This is a genomic window from Planococcus sp. MSAK28401 (genome assembly GCF_018283455.1).
GTDB classification, from domain to species: Bacteria; Bacillota; Bacilli; order Bacillales_A; family Planococcaceae; genus Planococcus; species Planococcus alpniumensis.
In genome coordinates, this window is the sequence record NZ_JAAMTH010000001.1 from 2011472 (window position 1) to 2029910 (window position 18439).

The window sequence follows — 18439 nt, forward strand, 5'->3', positions numbered from 1 at the left end:
TATGTTTAGTTTACCAAAAACAGCTACGATAATCGAGGTCGGGCCGCGCGATGGCCTGCAAAATGAAGCCAGGACCGTCAACACCGAAGACAAACTGGATTTTATCAAGGCCTTGCAAGAAGCAGGATTAAAGGAAATGGAGCTAACTTCGTTTGTGTCGCAGAAATGGGTGCCGCAAATGGCCGATGCACGGGATATCGTTGCCGGTGCAAAAAAAACCGGCCGCCAGCTGGTACTGACGCCGAATGAACGCGGCATCACATCCGCTTTGGAAGCCGGTGCCGATTCGATTGCTGTCTTTGTCGGAGTTTCCAATTCATTCAATGAAAAGAACATCAACAAGACGACAGCCCAGTCCATGGAAACATTGAAGCCATTGATTGAAAAAGCCAAACAGGACGGCATCTTCGTCCGCGCCTGTATTTCAACAGCGTTCTACTGTCCGTTTGAAGGAGCAGTAGATCCGCAACGAACGATTGATTTATGCCGCCAATTCGTCGATTGGGGAGTCGATGAATTGAGCGTCGCCGATACGATCGGCCTGGCGAACCCGCAAGAAAGCCATGAGTTGTTCAGCCGATTGAAAGAGCAATTTCCAGATGTCCTGATTGCAGCGCACTTCCACGACACGAGACGCATGGCGCTCGCCAATGCCTATGCAGCACTTGTTGCCGGAATCGACCGGTTCGACGCTTCCGCTGGCGGTCTCGGCGGCTGCCCATTTGCACCGGGTGCTACCGGCAATGTCGCGACCGAAGATTTGGTCCATATGTTCCACCGCATGGGCGTCGACACCGGGGTCGATCTCGAGAAACTTTACGAAGCGATCTCGCTCATTGAACCGCATGTATCGAATCCGCTGCAAACAGGCATGTATACGTTATACAAAAACAGAAAATGAGGTGTGTGCGCCGTGAAAAAGCGACTATTGTTGACTTCAGCCATCGTCTCGAGCACATTGACTGCTTCTTTTGCCGCGTTGGGTTTTGCCGCAAGCAACCGTCTGATGTATGTAAAGAATAAAGACGCATCCTTGATTTTGGAACGGGAAACGAACGCCAAACGCTATGATGAAGCTTGGTATGCCAACGCCAAGAAAAGCGAACAATGGATCGAATCCGCTAACGGCTATCCGATCAAAGCGATTTTCCTGGAGCCGCACACCACAAACCGATACGTCATCATTTGCCATGGTGTCACCGAAAGCAAAGTGAACTCGTTTAAATATGCGCGCATGTTTGAACGCCTCGGATTCAACTCTGTCGTCTATGACCACCGCCGGCACGGCGAGTCCGGGGGCAAGACGACGAGCTTTGGACATTATGAGAAGCTGGATCTGCAAGCAGTTGTAAAGGCCTTGAAACTCCATGTCGGGCCATCTTTGTTCTTCGGCATCCACGGGGAATCAATGGGCGCCGCAACGACGCTATTATATGCTGGAATGGAAGACTCGGCGGATTTTTACATCTCCGACTGTGCCTATTCCGATATCAGCGAACAGATCCTGCACGTCATGCGCACGACAACGCCGATGCGCACTTCTTTAGCGCTTCGCCTTGCCAATGTATTCCTGAAACTGCGCGACGGTTATTCCATTACCACCGTATCGCCCCGGGAAGTCGTTAAAAAGATTGCAAAGCCTGTGCTGTTCATCCATAGCCTACCTGATGAGTTCGTCTTGCCGAAAATGACGAAAGAATTATTCGAATTGAAACAAGGCGCCAAACAACTGAAATTGTTTGATGAAGGCGAGCATGCCCAGTCGTTCAATAAAAATCCGGAAGAATACGAAGGGACGGTTGCAGAGTTCTTGACGGCCTATGATTTATTAATGCCCAAACCTGCTGCCGGCGTTACACAAATCTCCAGCTGACCCAAAATAAATTTACAAAAAAGAACCACCGTTCAGAAGTAGAGTGACCCAATAAAATGAGACAAGGAAAAAGCACCCCCAAAGTCGTATGTAGTAACAACGACAAACTGGAGGTGTTTTTCTGTATGGGTTCAAAAAAGCGATTCTATCCGGAGGAAATCAAACTAGAGGTCATCGAGATGAAATTGAGTGGGGACTACACCAACGCCGAGATCATGGAGATTCACCAAATTAAAAGTGTGACGCAAATTAAGAGGTGGATGCAGTGGTACCAGAAAGACGAGCTCCATCGGCTCGCACAAGGTGTGGGGAAACAATACGCTTATGAGAAGAAGTTGAGTGAGGTGGAAGAGCTAAGGAAAAAGGTGCTGTATTACGAAATCAAAGAAGAACTGATGGGAAAGTACCGGGAACTGGAAAGGGGGTGGAACCGCCCCTCTTCCTAAAACTGGTGGAATTGTTCAAAGAGAAATATTCCATCACGATGATCTGTAAATGCATGGGCGTCCCTCGCCCTACTTATTACCGGTGGCGCCAGAAAAAATTCGGCAAAACGGAATTGGAGAAAGAGATTATCGCAATCTGTGAACAGCTGAAATTTCGGGCAGGTCACCGGACGGTGAAAGGGTTGTTAAAAAATGCCGGCATCCTTGTCAATCGGAAGACGGTGCAGCGCATCATGCAGAAATACAACAGCCAGTGCCGGGTGAAACCCAAGCGAGCGAAGAAGATGACCGGTGAGACGCACTTGGTGGTGCCAAACCTGTTGGAACAGAATTTCAAAGCGGACGCCCCCAATCAAAAATGGGTGACGGATATTACGTATCTTCCCTTCGGGGAAAGCATGCTTTATTTGTCGACCATTCTGGACTTGTATAACAACGAAGTGATTGCTTACAAAGTCAGTGACACTCAGAATGCCCAGCTCGTGTTGGATACCCTGGAGATTGCTTGCCGGAAACGGAACACCGCCGGAATCATTCTGCACAGTGACCAAGGGGCTCAGTACACATCGCGTGCATTCCAACTGGCGACAAAAGAAAACGGCATTATCACCAGCATGTCCCGCAAAGGAAACTGCTTTGATAACGCCGTCATCGAATCCTTCCACTCCTCGCTAAAGTCGGAAGAATTCTACACCCTAGAAAGGGTGCACCTAACCAATGCCATTGTACAACAAAAAACAGAAGATTACATGTATTATTACAACTACATCCGACCGTTCCAAAAATTAAACTGCCATTCCCCGATTGAGTATCGGACAATGGCAGCCTAGTGCTTTTTCTAATGTCTCAAATTACCGGGTCAGTTCAAAGCGAACGGTGGTTCTTCTTGTATTCATCACCTATGGGCGAATAATTGCATAAGCGTTTATTTTTTGCCCGGTTTTGTCGAGGCTTTGTTCATTTGAGCCATCATTTGGTTGATTTTCTTTTGAGATGGTTTTTGTCCCATTTGCATCATCATAATCCGCAGCATCTCTTCGTTGATCGGTGGGTTGTCCTGCAAATATTTCATCATGTATCGGCGAGCGATAAAGAATCCAAGTGCAACACCTGCGAGTAAAGCCACAATAACGATAACAATCCAGATCCATGTATCCATACAAATTACCTCCTTCGTGTTGCCAATTAAATCATGCACCAAAAAGGATTATACTATAAATTTCAGGACGTGACTATATGAACGGCATTAAAATTGCGGAGAAACAAAGACTGCCTCCCATCACACCCTGAGCAGCGACGGTACGCTCACTCGCCGGACGAATCTAAGGGCACATATCCCGCTTTTTCAACCAAGCGCTGCCCTTGACTGGAAGTGAACCATTGTGCCAGTTCCAAAGCTTCCGGACTGCTATGCTGCGTAGTGACGATATAAAACTCCGAAGTTAGGGGATATTCATCGTCTCGAATGGCGTCAACTGAGGGAACAATGCCGTCGATTGCCACATATTGGATTGACTCATTGCTGGCCATTTCCTCCCCGTAGAAACGGAATGTAAAGCCGAGCGCATTTTTGTGGTTTTTATATTCTGCTACCTGATCAATGATGCCTCCCATGCCTTCTTCTATGTTTTCACGGGGAGCCTCCATCACCGGCACCTCGCCCATGAACTGAAGCAGTGCTGTTTGGCTGCCGCTGTCTTCAGGCCGCTGGAAAGCCCTAATCTCTTCAGCATCTCCACCAACTGAAGACCAATCGGTGATTTCGCCGCTATAGATCATGCGAAGATCTTCAGAACTCAATGACTCGACCGGGTTGTCTGCATGGACGAAAAAGACGAAAGCCTCTTTCCCGATCGGCGTCAGTGTAAGCTCGAGCCCCTTGGCATCTGCTGTTTTCAACTGCCCCTGTGATGGCGCAGCGGCAAAAATTGCATCCACCTCTCCTTCAAACAAATTGGAATAAGCAAAAGGAGTGGTATTGACCATCACTTCGCTGTCGGATGGTTCATACCAATCTTCTGGATAAATCATTTCTGCAGCGGCTGCATATATTGGGTAAAGTGCCGTCGCCCCGTCGAGCCTTGGCAAATCCCCTTCAAACTGGAGTTCGGGCTCCTCCTCCAACACATTCAACTTGGAGTCTTCTTGAAACGGCATATACGAATAGATGTCCACTTCAGCCGAAACGCCCGGGATGGAATCCAAATATGCTTGGTAAAGCGGCCAAACGGTAAGCATGATGGCGAGAACAACGAACACTATCGCTGTCTGTTTCCACCTTTTTGCGTCGCCAATTCGCTTGGATAATAAAAAAATGAAAAACAAAAACAGCAGAACAAAGAAAAACAGCGGCAACCACGCCCTTTCCCCCGAGAGCAATAACATGATGCCTCCAAAAAAGCCGACAATGCTTATAGCGATGAAAATAGCAAACGCTGGTATTAAACTCCATAATTTCTTCATAATTCCACCTCTTAAAATGATTATAACCGGACAGGGCTATAAAATGATCGAACAAAAAATTTTCCACTAAAAAAGCCGCCAGAAGTTAACTTCTGACGGCTTCATCTTATTTCAAGACTTTCTTTTCGTTCTCAAAACCGGAATTCATCCGTTGATCAATTGCTTCACTTTGGATGCAACATTTTCAGGCGTGAAACCGAATTCTTCCATGATTTTCTCACCAGGAGCACTTGCACCGAAGTGATCGATCGCGAGGATATCGCCTTCAAATCCAGTGTAGCGGTCCCAACCGAATGAGGAGCCCATTTCGATGGCGAGGCGTTTTGTGATGTTTTTCGGCAAGACGGATTCTTTGTACTCTTTATCTTGCTGTTCGAAACGATCCCATGATGGCATCGACACAACAGACACCGAGATACCTTGTTCTTTCAAATGTTTCTGTGCTTCTACAGCTAGGCTGACTTCAGATCCAGTCGCTAGAAGCAAGGCTTGTGCGTCATCAGCTGGAGACACGACGTAAGCTCCTTTTTCGACGCCTTCTTCTGCTTTTTCACCAGTCGTTTCGAGAACCGGCAAGTTTTGGCGGGACAATACAAGCAAGGTCGGCTTGTCTTTAGACGTAAGCGCCAAACGCCATGCCGCTTTTGTTTCGTTCGCATCGGCTGGGCGGATAATGCCCAAGTTTGGCATAGCGCGAAGTGATGCGAGTTGTTCGATCGGTTCATGTGTCGGGCCGTCTTCTCCGACCGCTACGCTATCATGCGTGAACACGTAGGTAACTGGAAGCCCCATCAATGCGCCTAGACGGATCGCTGGGCGGACGTAGTCACTGAACACGAAGAACGTACCACCGAAGACATGCAAGCCGCCGTGAAGCGCCATGCCGTTAAGTGCAGCGCCCATCGCGAATTCACGAACGCCGAACCAGATATTGCGGGCTTCTGGATGCTCAGCATCGAAGTCGCCGCCGTCTTTGATATTGGTTTTGTTCGAACCAGCAAGGTCAGCGCTGCCGCCGAAGAACGAAGGAACCGTCTTAGCGATGGCATTGACCATATCACCGGATGATGCACGTGTCGCTTGTTTTTTGCCGACTTCGTATTGTGGGAACTGTGAGTCGAAATCAGCAGGCAAGTCACCGCGGATCGCTGCTTGCAGCTGGGAAGCAAGTTCAGGATGCTGCTCTTCGTACTGCTTGTACAATTCGTTCCAAGCTGTTTCCGCTCTAGCGCCTAGTGATTCTGTCGCTTCTTTGAAGGTTTCGTAAACTTCTTCCGGAACATGGAAATCTTGATCGAACGTCCATTTATAATATTCTTTCGTCAATTTCATTTCATCTTCGCCAAGTGGTGCACCGTGCGAATCCGCTTTACCGGATTTGTTCGGGGAACCATAGCCGATGACCGTCTTGACTTCCACCAATGTCGGTTTGTCCGTAGATTTTTTCGCTTCAGCGATTTTTGCAGACAAATCGTCCATATCGTTGCCGTTATCCACACGGAGATAGTTCCAGCCGTATGACTCGAAACGCTTCTGGATGTTCTCTGAGAAACTCATCGACAAATCGCCGTCGAGTGAAATATCGTTGCTGTCATACAACACGACCAATTTGTCCAATTTCAGGTGTCCTGCAAGAGAAATCGCTTCCCCGGCAACTCCTTCCATCAAATCACCGTCTCCGCATAGAGCGAACGTGTGGTGGTCAATGATATCGAGGCCATCTTTATTGTATGTAGCTGCCAAATGGCGTTCTGCCATTGCCATGCCGACAGCCATGCCGATCCCTTGGCCAAGCGGTCCAGTTGTCGCTTCGACTCCAACTGTGTGCTTGTATTCAGGATGCCCTGGCGTCTTCGAATCCCATTGGCGGAAGTTTTTGATTTCCTCCATAGGCAATCCGTATCCACTTAAATGAAGCAGGCTGTAAAGAAGCATGGAGCCGTGTCCTGCTGACAGGACGAAACGGTCGCGGTTGAACCAGTCTGGGTTGTTCGGGTTGTGGTTCATATGTTTTGTCCAGAGTGTATACGCCATTGGAGCGGCGCCCATTGGAAGTCCCGGGTGTCCGGAATTGGCTTTTTCAATCGCATCGATGGAAAGTGTTCGAATGGTATTTACTGCAAGTTGATCTGCATGGTTTGACATAGTGACATCCTCTCTGAAACTAAATTTAATCCTATTCTAGTTTAGTCAACTCTAGGGAAGAATACAACGAAAAAGAGAATAAGTATTAATTCAAATACTTATTCTCCCGTTTATTTTTAATTTTGTCTGGCGTTACGTCTTTTCCTTCCGGATCGATGACGGTAACATTTTCAATTGTCCCACGCATCGACTTGCGGAAACTTTGCAAGTATTCCTGGCGCAGCGCCGATTGTTCTTTTGCTTCTTCTTGCGTCAGTCCGTCACGCTTGGACTTTTTCGATAGTTCATTGATGCGTCCGATCTTATCTGGAGATAGCATGTAAAGTCCACCTTTCTACTGCTTCATGTTACAAAAAAAAGGCGGGACAGTGCAAGATTTCAGCTTTCTTTCATTTGCTGGTATTCGCGAAAACGGCGGTGCACCGTCGCTTTGCTTGCTTGGTAGCCGAAGCCTTGCAGCGTAACGGCGATTTCGTGAAAGGTTAAGCCGCTCGCTTTTAAACTGACGATCTGGTCTACCGGAAGATCCAACCGCTCGCGGCCGTCCGGGTTGCCTTTTCCTTTTAAATTGCGTTCCGGCTTATAGCCATTCTCCACCGCACGCTTCATGCCCCGTTTGATCTTGGCGTTGTGGATTTTGCGCTGGTATTCTTCCACGATCGCCAAGATTTCAAGGACCATGTCATCCATATCGTTCAAAGCGATCGGGCCATGGTCGGACAGCGTATAGACATCGACCTCATGTTTTTTCATGACATGCAATAAAGCGATACGTGCATGCCCCCTGCCTAGACGCGTCTCATCCTGGATGAACACGGCATCGACCTTTTCGCTTTTAACTTGATTGAGCATCTCGAGAAGCCCTTCACGATCCATTTCATAGCCGCTGTGCTGGTCACTATAAACGTCTTCCACCAGGTAACCTTGCTCGAATGCAAACGACAGCAGTTCTTCTTCCTGCCGTTCGAGTGAAGTTTCCTGCTCGTCCTTAGTGGTACTGACACGGCAGTAAACTAGAGCTTTTTTCTTCATTCTGCATCACCTGCATAGTATTTAGTTTCATCCGGCGAGAAGTTCAGCTGTTCTGCCGGAATCTTCAATGATTGCCCTGCCACGATTTTCGTCGTCTTCAAATTATTCACTTCCATGATCTCTTCTATCCATTCATGATGGGGAGTTTCGCCGCTGAACGATTCAGCCAGCTCCCATAGCGTATCACCTTTTTCAATTTGCAGCTCGCCCAATTGCTGCTTTTCGGCATTATGGCTGATTACCGCGTAAAATGTAAACACTACTATGAGTGAGAAAAAGAAAACCAAATATGAGTTCCGTCGAAAGAATGTCATTCAAGCCGCCTCCTTTAGAATATTTGTTCGGAATGTATGTTCTCATATTAAAGCGAACAGGCGTTTCTTGTCAAGATTAAATTCGAACCTATGTTTGCATTTCAATGCCCGAGTTGCTATACTATAGATAGTTAATCTTGAATAAATCCTATAAAGAGGTGAAACTGGTGAAAAAAGTATCTAAGCGTCAGGAAGACATCCTGAATTTCATAAAAGATGAAGTCCGTGCAAAAGGCTATCCACCCTCCGTTCGGGAGATTGGCGAAGCGGTCGGCCTTGCATCCAGTTCGACTGTCCACGGCCATCTAGCGAGACTCGAAAGTAAAGGGCTGATCCGCCGCGACCCGACCAAACCAAGAGCCATTGAAATCATTGGTTCGGAAGAAGCGCTCATCGACAAGAGCCCTGTCCTCCATGTACCGCTTATCGGGAAAGTCACAGCGGGCATGCCGATTACCGCCATCGAAAACGTTGAAGAATACTTCCCGCTGCCGCAAACTTACGGCACGGAAGAAGACCATATCTTCATGCTGGAGATCATGGGTGAAAGTATGATCGAAGCTGGCATCCTAAATGGCGATTACGTCGTCGTCAAGCAACAGCAGACTGCGGATAACGGAGACATTGTTGTCGCCATGACCGAAGAAAACGAAGCGACTGTCAAACGGTTCTTCCGTGAGGACAATTACTTCCGACTACAGCCTGAAAATTCATCAATGGATCCAATTATTGTTGACCAGGTTAGCATTCTTGGAAAAGTCGTCGGTGTCTATCGCCAAATCCATTAAGCATTTAGCTTCAATACAAAAAACGATAGAAAAAAGGAGGAAAGCATGACTTCCTCCTTTTTTCTATCGTTTTTTCTCAACCTATAATTATCTTATGTAATCTTAATAATGAAAAAGCAGCCGGGGATAAACATCATCCCCGGCTGCTTTATTGTCTTTTACTTTGTTTGAGTTTCTGTCACGACGATGTATTTGACCAAGTTGATGGTAATGCGGTAAATCTTGCCGTTTGCTTCGTCCGTCAATTCATAAGTGCCGTTCGATGGCACTTGGCTTATAGCCGATTCCTTGTCAATCGCTTTCACTGTATGCACGATGGTATTTCCTTGATCAAAGAAGAATTCTACTTGAAACGTTTTCACCGAGATTCCTCCCTTCGAAATGAATGGAAATGCTTATATTAGTGTAGCATAAACTTTCGCTTAGTTTCGGTTTTGCCATTCCTTGAAGATCATTACTTTCAAAGCCAGCATTTCCTCCTCGTTTAAATCGTTGTCGAGTTCGTCCATCACCTGTTCAGCTGTCATGGTATCGTTTTCAACTGCATTTTTCATTTTCAGTAAATTGCGGAAGCCGACTTTTTCAATCATGACACTGGCTGCATCTTCCTTAGTGTCAAAAGCCAACTCCTGCTCTTCTGGTACTTGTGGCGGGTCGATCCCTTTAGAATCAGAATCGCTTTCATTGATTGCTTCTTCTTCCAACTGCCCGTCCATCCCGCTTTCTTGCGATTCTTCCGGAATCTCTTGCTGAGACTGCCATTCTTCCATATAACGGCTAACTTCTGGGTCAGCTTCGATTTGCTGGACCATTTCCTCCATTTTGCCGCTTTGCTCGAGTTCTTCAAATGCTTTTTGCGCTACTGCCTCCGAAGATAGATTCGGCCCCACTGCATACAAGGCGATTCCCGCGAACGAAAAGGCAATGAGAAAGACGATGATGACATTCATAAACCGCATTTTATCCCTCCAGATATTAAAAGTTCTTTCATATAAGTAAAATCTTACCACGTTTTCACCGCTCAGCGTATGTGTGAAAGGGCACAATCTTTAGACAGTTTTCCTTGAGTTCGCCTTATGCCTCTTACCGTATGGCCTAAGCCATTTTCCATCATAAAAAAACCGGAGCACTGGGCTCCGGTTTTCTCGCTATTAATACATTTTCAAGTATTGCTCGCGTTCCCATGGGTGGACGCTTGTTCTGAACATATCCCATTCGATTTCCTTCGCTTCCACGAAGTTATTCAAGATGTGTGAACCGAGCGCTTTTGTCATGACTTCATCGTTTTGCAACTCATCAAGCGCTGCATACAATGTGCCTGGCAGATCTTCGATGCCGACTTCTTTGCGTTCCTTGCGGTTCATCGCATAGATATTGCGGTCAACAGCTTTAGGCGGAGTCAAGTCACGCTTGATGCCGTCAAGGCCAGCGCCAAGCAATACAGCCATTGCCAAGTAAGGGTTCGCAGCAGGGTCAACTGAACGCACTTCTACGCGTGTAGACAATCCGCGTGAAGCAGGGATACGGATCAACGGGCTACGGTTTTTACCTGACCAAGCAATATAGCAAGGTGCTTCATAGCCTGGTACAAGGCGTTTATACGAGTTGACTGTCGGGTTTGTAACAGCCGTGAAGGCTTTCGCATGCTCGATGATGCCTGCCATGAACTGGTAAGCCGTTTTGCTTAACTTCAAATCGCCATCTTCATCCAGGAAAGCATTTTCGTTGCCTTTGAACAAAGAAACGTTCATGTGCATGCCAGATCCGTTGACACCGAACAATGGTTTCGGCATGAATGTTGCGTGAAGGCCGTGTTTACGGGCAATCGTTTTAACCACTAGTTTAAAGGTTTGGATATCATCGCAAGCTTTGATGGCATCTGCGTATTTAAAGTCAATTTCATGTTGTCCTGGTGCCACTTCGTGGTGGGAAGCTTCGATTTCAAAGCCCATTTCCTCCAGCTCAAGCACGATGTCGCGACGGCAGTTTTCGCCAAGGTCCATCGGTGCCAAGTCAAAATAACCGCCATGGTCATTCAACTCAAGAGACGGCTCGCCTCTTTCATCAAGTTTGAACAGGAAGAATTCCGGCTCTGGCCCTAGGTTGAAGTGAGTGAATCCAAGTTCTTCCATCTCTTTCAAGACACGCTTTAAGTTTGTACGTGGATCGCCAGCAAATGGCGTGCCGTCTGCATTGTAAATATCGCAGATCAAACGCGCAACTTTCCCTTTTCCGGTAATCCATGGGAATACTACCCACGTATCAAGGTCTGGGAACAGGTACATATCGGATTCTTCGATGCGGACGAAGCCGTCGATTGAAGATCCATCAAACATCATTTTGTTGTCGAGTGCTTTTTCAAGCTGTGATGTTGGGATTTCTACGTTTTTGATAACGCCGAGAATGTCGGTGAATTGCAGGCGGATAAAATTGACGTCTTCTTCTTTTACCAATCGAATAATGTCTTCTTTTGAATACTTGCTCATGTACTGTTCACTCTCCTAGGTTATATTATGTAGCCCGCTTATTTAAAGAAACGGGATAAATCACCGTGTCGTTGGGATGCCTGGCTAAACGGCCGTGCTTGATGCTTCATCTCCTCACGCAATAAGCTGCGGAGTTCTGCATCACTCAATGTCTTCGGCTCGGCTTGATCGTTTTGCGGCATCTCTTTGGTTTCGTACAGTTTTCTGATGCCCGCGACATTAAGGCCCTGCTCCAGATAATCCTTAATCTCGAGCAGTGCATCGACATCATTTAATGAAAACATGCGCTTATTGCCTTCTGTCCTGGCCGGACTGATCAGCTTCTGCTCTTCGTAATAGCGTATTTGCCGCGCTGTCAAATCCGTCAGTTGCATTACGATGCTGATCGGTAGAATGGGCATGGTGCGGCGAACCCGATTTGTCATAAGTTTCACCCATTTCACTAATTACTACATTTTCAGTTTATTACATGTTAGGTTATTTGTCAAACAGATGTTAGATTTTCTAACACAACTTTTGCAGACTGTTTTGAAAATCACTTACAGCAATTGTTCTTTCTCCAAAGCTTGCAATGCGTTGACGACCGCCAGCTTCACATGTTCATAAGTCAATCCGCCCTGTACAAATGCGGTAAATGGCGCACGAATCGGCCCGTCAGCAGTCAATTCGATGCTCGCGCCCTGCACAAAGGTACCGGCTGCCATAATGACATCATCTTCGTAGCCCGGCATATAAGCAGGCTCGGGCAGAAACTGTGCATTTACCGGGGAATTCGCTTGGATCGCACGGCAAAACGCCACCATCTGTTCGGCGGTCTGGAACGATACCGATTGGATCAGGTCTGTCCGTGCCGCACTATAATGAGGACTGGTTTTCATGCCGGCCGTCTCCAATAAAGCTGCGGTGAAAACCGCCCCTTTCAAGGCTTGCGACACGATATGCGGAGCCATGAAAAACCCTTGGTACATGTCCGCGAGCGCGTTGAGGGAAGCTCCAGCCTCCCCTCCTATACCCGGAGAGGTCATCCGATAAGCGCATTTTTCAACAAAAATGCGTTTGCCAGCGATGTATCCGCCAATTTTAGCCAGGCCGCCTCCCGGATTCTTGATTAAAGAGCCGGCTATGAGATCGGCACCCGCTTCAATCGGTTCTTCGGTTTCTACGAACTCGCCGTAGCAATTGTCGACGAATACGACAGCGTCCGGCTTGATTTCACGGATTTTTTCGACCATGCCCTTGATTTCGCTGATGGTGAAAGAAGGCCGGTTATCGTAGCCTCTCGAACGCTGAATCGCGATCATTTTAGTATTGTGTGTGATGGCTTGTTCAACGGACGGCCAATCCACTTTCTGCTGTTTGTCCAGGTCCACATGCTTGTAGGAGATACCGAAATCCTTGAGAGACCCTGTATCTTCCTCTCCGCCTGAGACGATCGAAGCGAGCGTGTCATAGGGCTGGCCAGTGATATATAGCAGTTCATCCCCCGGTCGCAAGATGCCGAACAACGAAATGGTAATAGCGTGCGTGCCTGAAATGATTTGCGGGCGGACAAGCGCCGCTTCCGCTTTAAATACGTCGGCATAGACCCGCTCCAACGTATCTCTGCCTTCATCATCATATCCATAGCCTGTCGACGGGTGGAAGTGATGGTCGCTGACTTTCTGGCGATGGAAGGCTGCAAGCACTTTCTGCTGATTGTGCAATGCGATATCATCTGCTGTTTCTAATTGCGGTCGAATCATATCTTCTGTTTTTTTGATCATGTTATACATAGGAATCTCCATTTCTCTTCGGTGGTTGATTGCTCATTAAGCTATTTGAAAATGACTCCAATTCTGCTACAATTCATAGAGTTGTTTAAGTTAAGGAGGGCGTCGAATAATGGCTTGGGAAGTACTAAGCGCCATCGGGACCATTGCTTTCGCGGTATCCGGGGCGATCATCGCCATGGAAGAGGAATACGATATTTTCGGCGTCTATCTGCTTGGCGTCGTTACCGCATTCGGCGGCGGGGCCATCCGCAACCTATTGATTGGGGTGCCCGTCTCCGCTCTGTGGGAGCAGGAATTCATGTTCCAATTGGCGCTCATCTCCATCACCATCGTGTTCTTATTCCCGCATAAAACACTCGGCCATTGGAATCGCTGGGGCCATTTCTTCGATGCCATCGGCTTGTCTGCATTTGCGGTGCAGGGCGCTTTATTCGCAGTCGAACTGGGTTTGCCGTTTTATGCGGCGGTCGTGGCCGCAGTGCTGACAGGATCCGGCGGCGGCATGGTACGAGATCTTCTCGCCGGAAGAAAGCCATTGGTATTGAAGGCGGAAATATACGCTGTCTGGGCGGCAATTGCAGGGTTATTGATCAGCATTGATGTCATCCGGACCGATTTTATGCTCTATGCCTTGTTTTTAGGCATTACACTGCTGAGGATCTTATCCTATACGTACAAGTGGAAATTACCAACACGCAAAATCCTTACGACATCATAAAAGCCGATCGGCAATTGCCGATCGGCTTTTTCTCATCCGTAAACTGTAACGCCGCGCCATGACGACATGCCGCCATCGACATTGACCGAATGGAATCCATTCGATTCCAAGTATTCTGCAGCTTTTGCACTGCGGCCGCCTGCCTGGCAAACAATATAATACTGTTTCGAGGAATCCAGTTCCCCGGTGCGCTCTGGCAATTCACCGAGCGGGATGTGCTGTGCTCCCGGGATCATCCCTGCAGCCAATTCATCTTTCTCACGGACGTCGATGATGTGGAGTTGGTCTCCAGCACCCACTTTCTGGTCCAGTTCATCTGTAGTGATTGACTTCATCCGCTATCCCTCCTATCCGTACTGGTCGATTGCTCCGTTTACTCTTGGTGTTCGATCGATACGGGCTTTGCCGGTGAAAAAGTCGAAATGGCATGCTTGTAGATCAATTGCTGCTTGCCTTCCGTCTCTACAAGTACCGTGAAATTATCGTAAGATTTAATGGTGCCTTTCAATTGGAAGCCGTTCAGCAAAAACACCGTGACGAAAATATTGTTTTTGCGCAGCTGGTTTAAATATACATCTTGGATATTAACCGGTTTCATGGAACTCCCCCTGTTTCTCTAGCGTATAGTTTTGGCCATTTGTTCAATTCGACGGTTGCGGTCGTTTTCCTGCCAGAAGCGCATAATTTCTTCCATATTGTTTTCCTGGTCTGCTGTTGCATCCAGCCAAAGAATTGGCATTTTATTGCGGAAATATGTGAACTGGCGCTTGGCGTATTTTCTCGAATTGCGTTTTAGTTTCGCAACCGCCTCTTCCAATGGATACATGCCATCGAAATACCCATACAATTCCTTATAGCCAATCGCCTTGATGGATTGAACATCACGCAGCCCATTGTCGTACAGATTACGGACTTCATCCAGCAAACCGGCATCCATCATCGAGTCGACGCGGCTGTCGATGCGCTCATACAGTTTAGCCCTCGGCACATCGAGGCCGATAATCAATTCATCGTACATCGGTGCCTGCGCTAGGCTGCCATCCTCTTTTTCCTCACCGCTCAATAAAATCTCCAAGGCACGCAGGACGCGCCGCGTGTTGTTCGGGTGGATATCGATCTCCGGATCGAGTTCCAATAATTTGCTATGCATCGCCTCGGGTCCTAAGCGTTCAAGTTCGGCATGCAGCGTTCGCCTGAGGTCTTCGTTGACTTGCTGCTTAGAAAAACGGTAATCGAACAGCACCGACTGGACGTATAGCCCTGTCCCGCCGACGATGATCGGAAGCATGCCACGCTGTTGAATTTCGTCGATTTTTTGTCGGACCAGCTCTTGGTATTCAGCCACCGAAAATGATTCTTCAGGGTCCCGGATGTCGAGTAAATGATGCGGGATGCCAGCCATTTCCTCCGGACGGATTTTAGCCGTCCCAATATCCATTCCCCGATAAACCTGCATTGAATCCCCATTGATGATTTCGCCGCCCAAACGCTTGGCAAGTTCGATGCTAAGCGCGGTTTTGCCTGAAGCTGTCGGTCCGACAACGGCAATTACTTCAACCATGCTCATTTACCCAATCAATGATGACTTGCTGATAAATTTCGGCATTCAACTCATGCAACACTTCGTGGCGCTTCTCTTCTGCCATATAAACTTTCACTTTTTCAATGCCCGCTTTATCGAATTGGGCTGCTGCTTCAAATACGCCGCTCCCTTTCCTTCCGACAGGATCCATAGAGCCACTTATGAACAATACGGGCAGGTTTCTAGGAATTCTTCTGACTTCATCCATTTGGTGAATGATCCCCAAGCCTTCAAACAAGTCGACATAGAACTGGTTCGTCATTTCAAATCCGCACCACGGATCTGCTTCGAATTGGTCAACCGTTTGCCGTTTGCTGCTCAGCCAGGAAAACTTTGATTTTTCATCAAGAAAATCCTTGTTGTAACTGCCAAAAATCAAATTTCCTAGAACCGGATTGATGGCTGTTTTCCCCTCTAACTTGCTGAAGCTCTTCGCGGCTGCAATGCCTGCCGACAAAGAAAACCCCGGATGCCCGCCTGTGCCAGACAGCACTGCGCAATCCACTTGATTGCCATATAATTGCAAATAACGCCTGGAGACAAACGAACCCATCGAATGCCCGATTAACGTAAATGGCAGTTTGCCTATCTTCTCTTGTGCATGGCGGATGGCCTCATGTGCATCCTCCACGACACGCAAGAACCCCTCAGACTCTGCAAAATATCCAGCCGTTCCATTGCGCTCGGCCGTTTTGCCGTGGCCTCTTTGGTCATGGGCGGATACAGTAAATCCTTGTTGGTTAAGTGATTGGATAAAATCCTGATAGCGGCCGCTGTGTTCAGCCATGCCATGGATAATGTGCACATGGCCTTTTGGATTGAGCACCTTGTGCAGACTGCAATAGAGTTCATGCCCATCTGACATCTGAACGAATGAACTTGTCATTTCCATTGGTTCACACCCTTTCTGATTTTTCATCATAAAACTTCTTCATTTCTTCCCTTAAGTACTTACCGCTCAGTATCGATATTCAATTCATTACACGTTTAAACATTTTTTCGATATCGTAGGTTTTGAAATGGATGATGACCGGGCGTCCGTGGGGGCAAGTAAACGGCTGTTCCGCCTTTTTCAAATCGGCCAATAAACGTTCCATATCATGCTTTTGCAAAAAGTGGTTCGCTTTGATCGATCGCTTACAGCTCATCATGATGGCCGCATCTTCACGCAATTTCTTGATATCGACTTTGCGCTCGGCCAGCACTTGCTCAATCAAGTCCTCAATGACTTCCTGTTCAAAGCCCTTCGGAAACCACGTTGGGTATTCCCTGACAATGAACGTCGTATCGCCGAATTCCTCAAGAAATACGCCACTTTCTTCCAGAGCATTCAATTGATCTTTCAAATGGAGCGCCTCATCGCGGCTGTAGTGGAAGGTTAACGGCAAAAGCAGCGACTGGCGTTCGTTTGAATCTGTATCGCCGACTTTTTCACGAAAAAACTCATACTTGATGCGTTCTTGAGCTGCATGTTGATCAATCAAATAAAAGCCGTCCGAACTTTGTGCCACAATATAGGTCCCGTGAATCTGGCCTACCACTTCCAGTTCCGGAAATTGCGGACCGTCGTCAATCGCTTGACGGCTTTCGGGTTCATCAAATGGCCCCTGCACTTCTTCTACCGGTTCTCTAGCCGGTTCAATGATTGGTTCAAGCCTTGGCTCCAGATGGAATTCCTCGACACGTTCCTGCAGTTTGTCCTGTTTCCAATCCATCGATGACAGGGGTTCCGGTTGACGGCGCACCGTTTCTTCCACTGGGCGCTTCCACAAGTCCAATTGCCGGCTCTGCGCCTGCTTGACCGGTTTTGGCTTTTCGATGACCGGCGCGCGTACGGCAGTCTGGATGGCACGTCGAATCGTGTCGTGGACCAGTTCGAGCAATTCCTTTTCTTTGCTTAGACGGATTTGCTGTTTCGAAGGATGTACGTTGACATCGGTCAAATACGGGTCCCCTTTGATGTTCAAGACGACAATCGGCTGGCGTTCAAGCGGCAGGAATGTGTGGTACGCCTTATGCACCGTATTGGCGATGGCGTAATGCTTGACCCAGCGCCCATTGACGAACAGTGAAATGTAGTTTTTGTTGGCGCGTGTAATTTCAGGCAGTGAGGCAAATCCTTCGATTTGGTAATCATGCGATTCGCCTTCAAAAGCGATCATTTTCTTGGCGATGGCGACACCATATATATCCGCCAGCACACGGCGGATCTCACCGCTACCCGCAGTCTGAAGCAATTGCTTTCCGTCATGGACCAAACGGAATGAAATTCCCGGGTAACTGAGCGCAAAGCGGTTCATCAAATCGATCGTATGCCCGAGTTCAGTCTGCAAGGTTTTCATATACTTCAATCTTGCCGGCGTATTGAAAAACAATTGGCCGATGCGGATATCCGTGCCTTGCCGCAGGGCCCCGGCGCGATGTTCTGTGGGCCGGCCACCTTCGATTTCCAGATAAGTGCCTGACTCACCGTCGGATGTCTGCAGTGTAACTTTCGAGACAGAAGCGATACTGGCGAGTGCTTCCCCACGGAATCCAAGTGTCCGGATGCGGAACAGATCGTGTTCATTTTCAATTTTACTTGTAGCATGGCGTGAAAAGGAGAGAACGGCATCTTCTTCATCCATGCCCGCTCCATTATCAATGATCTGTATCGATGTCAGCCCTGCTTCTTGCAAAAGCACTTCTATAGCCGTACTGCCGGCATCGATCGCATTTTCCACCAATTCCTTGACCACTGAAGTCGGCCGTTCGACGACTTCCCCTGCCGCGATTTTATTGGACAGCGGTTCGTCCATTAACCGGATTTTGCCCATAGGA

21 protein-coding genes are annotated in these 18439 nt (G+C 47.8%); 5 read left to right on the forward strand and 16 right to left on the reverse strand.

Translation table 11 applies throughout. The annotated features are described in order from the left end of the window. Position 1 precedes the first annotated feature (1 nt). From G3255_RS10340 to G3255_RS10350, 3 genes are all read left to right on the forward strand, one after another. Entirely contained in the window at positions 2–901 is a 900-nt protein-coding gene (locus G3255_RS10340; protein WP_211654396.1) for a hydroxymethylglutaryl-CoA lyase, read from the forward strand. A 12-nt stretch (positions 902–913) separates the two neighbouring features. Beyond that, positions 914–1873, forward strand: a complete 960-nt coding sequence (locus G3255_RS10345; RefSeq protein ID WP_211654397.1) for an alpha/beta hydrolase — start codon at positions 914–916, stop codon at positions 1871–1873. A gap of 125 nt (positions 1874–1998) precedes the next feature. Next, a protein-coding gene (locus G3255_RS10350; protein WP_211653052.1) for an IS3 family transposase occupies positions 1999–3149 on the forward strand; the annotation gives its coding sequence in 2 pieces (ribosomal slippage) (positions 1999–2272 and positions 2272–3149; 1152 coding nt in all). A gap of 95 nt (positions 3150–3244) precedes the next feature. Here the strand turns inward: G3255_RS10350 and G3255_RS10355 are convergent. From G3255_RS10355 to yneA, 6 genes are all read right to left on the reverse strand, one after another. Continuing rightward, positions 3245–3478, reverse strand: a complete 234-nt coding sequence (locus tag G3255_RS10355) for a YneF family protein (RefSeq protein WP_058380516.1) — start codon at positions 3476–3478, stop codon at positions 3245–3247. A gap of 146 nt (positions 3479–3624) precedes the next feature. Further along, positions 3625–4782 (reverse strand): PstS family phosphate ABC transporter substrate-binding protein, encoded by a 1158-nt coding sequence (locus G3255_RS10360; RefSeq protein ID WP_211654398.1) that lies wholly within the window; start codon positions 4780–4782, stop codon positions 3625–3627. A 144-nt stretch (positions 4783–4926) separates the two neighbouring features. Further along, complete coding sequence (tkt, locus tag G3255_RS10365; RefSeq protein WP_211654399.1) at positions 4927–6927, reverse strand: transketolase; 2001 nt, start codon at positions 6925–6927, stop codon at positions 4927–4929. Positions 6928–7012: 85 nt separating this feature from the next. Continuing rightward, entirely contained in the window at positions 7013–7246 is a 234-nt protein-coding gene (locus G3255_RS10370) for a DUF896 domain-containing protein (protein ID WP_068462747.1), read from the reverse strand. A gap of 59 nt (positions 7247–7305) precedes the next feature. Next, the gene (locus G3255_RS10375) at positions 7306–7959 is read right to left on the reverse strand and encodes a YneB family resolvase-like protein (RefSeq protein ID WP_101190489.1); all 654 of its coding nucleotides are present in this window, start codon (positions 7957–7959) and stop codon (positions 7306–7308) included. Then, positions 7956–8273, reverse strand: a complete 318-nt coding sequence (gene yneA, locus G3255_RS10380) for a cell division suppressor protein YneA (RefSeq protein ID WP_211654400.1) — start codon at positions 8271–8273, stop codon at positions 7956–7958. The genes G3255_RS10375 and yneA overlap by 4 nt, the downstream gene beginning before the upstream one ends. Positions 8274–8440: 167 nt before the next feature. Here yneA and lexA point away from each other — a divergent pair, with 167 nt between their 5' ends. After that, positions 8441–9061 carry a transcriptional repressor LexA gene (gene lexA, locus G3255_RS10385; RefSeq protein ID WP_058380510.1) on the forward strand — a complete coding sequence of 207 codons (621 nt, stop codon included), beginning with the start codon at positions 8441–8443 and terminating at the stop codon, positions 9059–9061. 158 nt (positions 9062–9219) lie between these two features. Here the strand turns inward: lexA and G3255_RS10390 are convergent, their stop codons facing one another. From G3255_RS10390 to G3255_RS10410, 5 genes are all read right to left on the reverse strand, one after another. Further along, positions 9220–9423, reverse strand: coding sequence for a hypothetical protein (locus tag G3255_RS10390; RefSeq protein WP_211654401.1), 204 nt, complete (start codon positions 9421–9423; stop codon positions 9220–9222). A gap of 60 nt (positions 9424–9483) precedes the next feature. Continuing rightward, a complete protein-coding gene (locus G3255_RS10395; protein WP_211654402.1) occupies positions 9484–10020 on the reverse strand; it encodes a hypothetical protein in 537 nt (178 codons plus the stop codon). 192 nt (positions 10021–10212) lie between these two features. Then, a complete protein-coding gene (gene glnA, locus G3255_RS10400) occupies positions 10213–11547 on the reverse strand; it encodes a type I glutamate--ammonia ligase (protein WP_058380507.1) in 1335 nt (444 codons plus the stop codon). Between the two features lie 38 nt (positions 11548–11585). Next, positions 11586–11972 carry a MerR family transcriptional regulator gene (locus G3255_RS10405; RefSeq protein ID WP_211654403.1) on the reverse strand — a complete coding sequence of 129 codons (387 nt, stop codon included), beginning with the start codon at positions 11970–11972 and terminating at the stop codon, positions 11586–11588. Between the two features lie 114 nt (positions 11973–12086). After that, a complete protein-coding gene (locus tag G3255_RS10410) occupies positions 12087–13310 on the reverse strand; it encodes a methionine gamma-lyase family protein (protein ID WP_442757078.1) in 1224 nt (407 codons plus the stop codon). Between the two features lie 118 nt (positions 13311–13428). On the opposite strand from G3255_RS10410, the gene G3255_RS10415 reads away from it, so the two are divergent. Beyond that, positions 13429–14037 carry a trimeric intracellular cation channel family protein gene (locus tag G3255_RS10415; RefSeq protein ID WP_211654405.1) on the forward strand — a complete coding sequence of 203 codons (609 nt, stop codon included), beginning with the start codon at positions 13429–13431 and terminating at the stop codon, positions 14035–14037. Positions 14038–14069: 32 nt separating this feature from the next. Here G3255_RS10415 and G3255_RS10420 read toward each other — a convergent pair whose 3' ends face one another. The 5 genes from G3255_RS10420 to mutL form a co-directional block, all read right to left on the reverse strand. After that, positions 14070–14372 (reverse strand): rhodanese-like domain-containing protein, encoded by a 303-nt coding sequence (locus G3255_RS10420; RefSeq protein ID WP_211654406.1) that lies wholly within the window; start codon positions 14370–14372, stop codon positions 14070–14072. 38 nt (positions 14373–14410) lie between these two features. Then, positions 14411–14635, reverse strand: a complete 225-nt coding sequence (gene hfq / locus G3255_RS10425) for an RNA chaperone Hfq (protein ID WP_058380502.1) — start codon at positions 14633–14635, stop codon at positions 14411–14413. 18 nt (positions 14636–14653) lie between these two features. Then, the gene (gene miaA, locus G3255_RS10430) at positions 14654–15598 is read right to left on the reverse strand and encodes a tRNA (adenosine(37)-N6)-dimethylallyltransferase MiaA (RefSeq protein ID WP_283092917.1); all 945 of its coding nucleotides are present in this window, start codon (positions 15596–15598) and stop codon (positions 14654–14656) included. Continuing rightward, positions 15591–16511, reverse strand: coding sequence for an alpha/beta fold hydrolase (locus G3255_RS10435; protein ID WP_211654408.1), 921 nt, complete (start codon positions 16509–16511; stop codon positions 15591–15593). The genes miaA and G3255_RS10435 overlap by 8 nt, the downstream gene beginning before the upstream one ends. A gap of 79 nt (positions 16512–16590) precedes the next feature. Further along, positions 16591–18435, reverse strand: coding sequence for a DNA mismatch repair endonuclease MutL (gene mutL, locus G3255_RS10440; protein WP_211654409.1), 1845 nt, complete (start codon positions 18433–18435; stop codon positions 16591–16593). Between the last annotated feature and the right edge of the window lie 4 nt (positions 18436–18439).

Bases quoted from the DNA above. Each gene is read 5' to 3' on its own strand.
- mutL (WP_211654409.1), bottom strand. From the start codon at position 18,435: ATGGGCAAAATCCGGTTAATGGACGAACCGCTGTCCAATAAAATCGCG.
- hfq (WP_058380502.1), bottom strand. From the start codon at position 14,635: ATGAAACCGGTTAATATCCAAGATGTATATTTAAACCAGCTGCGCAAA.
- G3255_RS10340 (WP_211654396.1), top strand. From the start codon at position 2: ATGTTTAGTTTACCAAAAACAGCTACGATAATCGAGGTCGGGCCGCGC.
- G3255_RS10410 (WP_442757078.1), bottom strand. From the start codon at position 13,310: ATGATCAAAAAAACAGAAGATATGATTCGACCGCAATTAGAAACAGCA.
- G3255_RS10405 (WP_211654403.1), bottom strand. From the start codon at position 11,972: ATGACAAATCGGGTTCGCCGCACCATGCCCATTCTACCGATCAGCATC.
- G3255_RS10435 (WP_211654408.1), bottom strand. From the start codon at position 16,511: ATGGAAATGACAAGTTCATTCGTTCAGATGTCAGATGGGCATGAACTC.
- G3255_RS10360 (WP_211654398.1), bottom strand. From the start codon at position 4,782: ATGAAGAAATTATGGAGTTTAATACCAGCGTTTGCTATTTTCATCGCT.
- G3255_RS10420 (WP_211654406.1), bottom strand. From the start codon at position 14,372: ATGAAGTCAATCACTACAGATGAACTGGACCAGAAAGTGGGTGCTGGA.
- G3255_RS10370 (WP_068462747.1), bottom strand. From the start codon at position 7,246: ATGCTATCTCCAGATAAGATCGGACGCATCAATGAACTATCGAAAAAG.
- miaA (WP_283092917.1), bottom strand. From the start codon at position 15,598: ATGGTTGAAGTAATTGCCGTTGTCGGACCGACAGCTTCAGGCAAAACC.
- G3255_RS10395 (WP_211654402.1), bottom strand. From the start codon at position 10,020: ATGCGGTTTATGAATGTCATCATCGTCTTTCTCATTGCCTTTTCGTTC.
- G3255_RS10375 (WP_101190489.1), bottom strand. From the start codon at position 7,959: ATGAAGAAAAAAGCTCTAGTTTACTGCCGTGTCAGTACCACTAAGGAC.
- glnA (WP_058380507.1), bottom strand. From the start codon at position 11,547: ATGAGCAAGTATTCAAAAGAAGACATTATTCGATTGGTAAAAGAAGAA.
- yneA (WP_211654400.1), bottom strand. From the start codon at position 8,273: ATGACATTCTTTCGACGGAACTCATATTTGGTTTTCTTTTTCTCACTC.
- G3255_RS10355 (WP_058380516.1), bottom strand. From the start codon at position 3,478: ATGGATACATGGATCTGGATTGTTATCGTTATTGTGGCTTTACTCGCA.
- G3255_RS10415 (WP_211654405.1), top strand. From the start codon at position 13,429: ATGGCTTGGGAAGTACTAAGCGCCATCGGGACCATTGCTTTCGCGGTA.
- tkt (WP_211654399.1), bottom strand. From the start codon at position 6,927: ATGTCAAACCATGCAGATCAACTTGCAGTAAATACCATTCGAACACTT.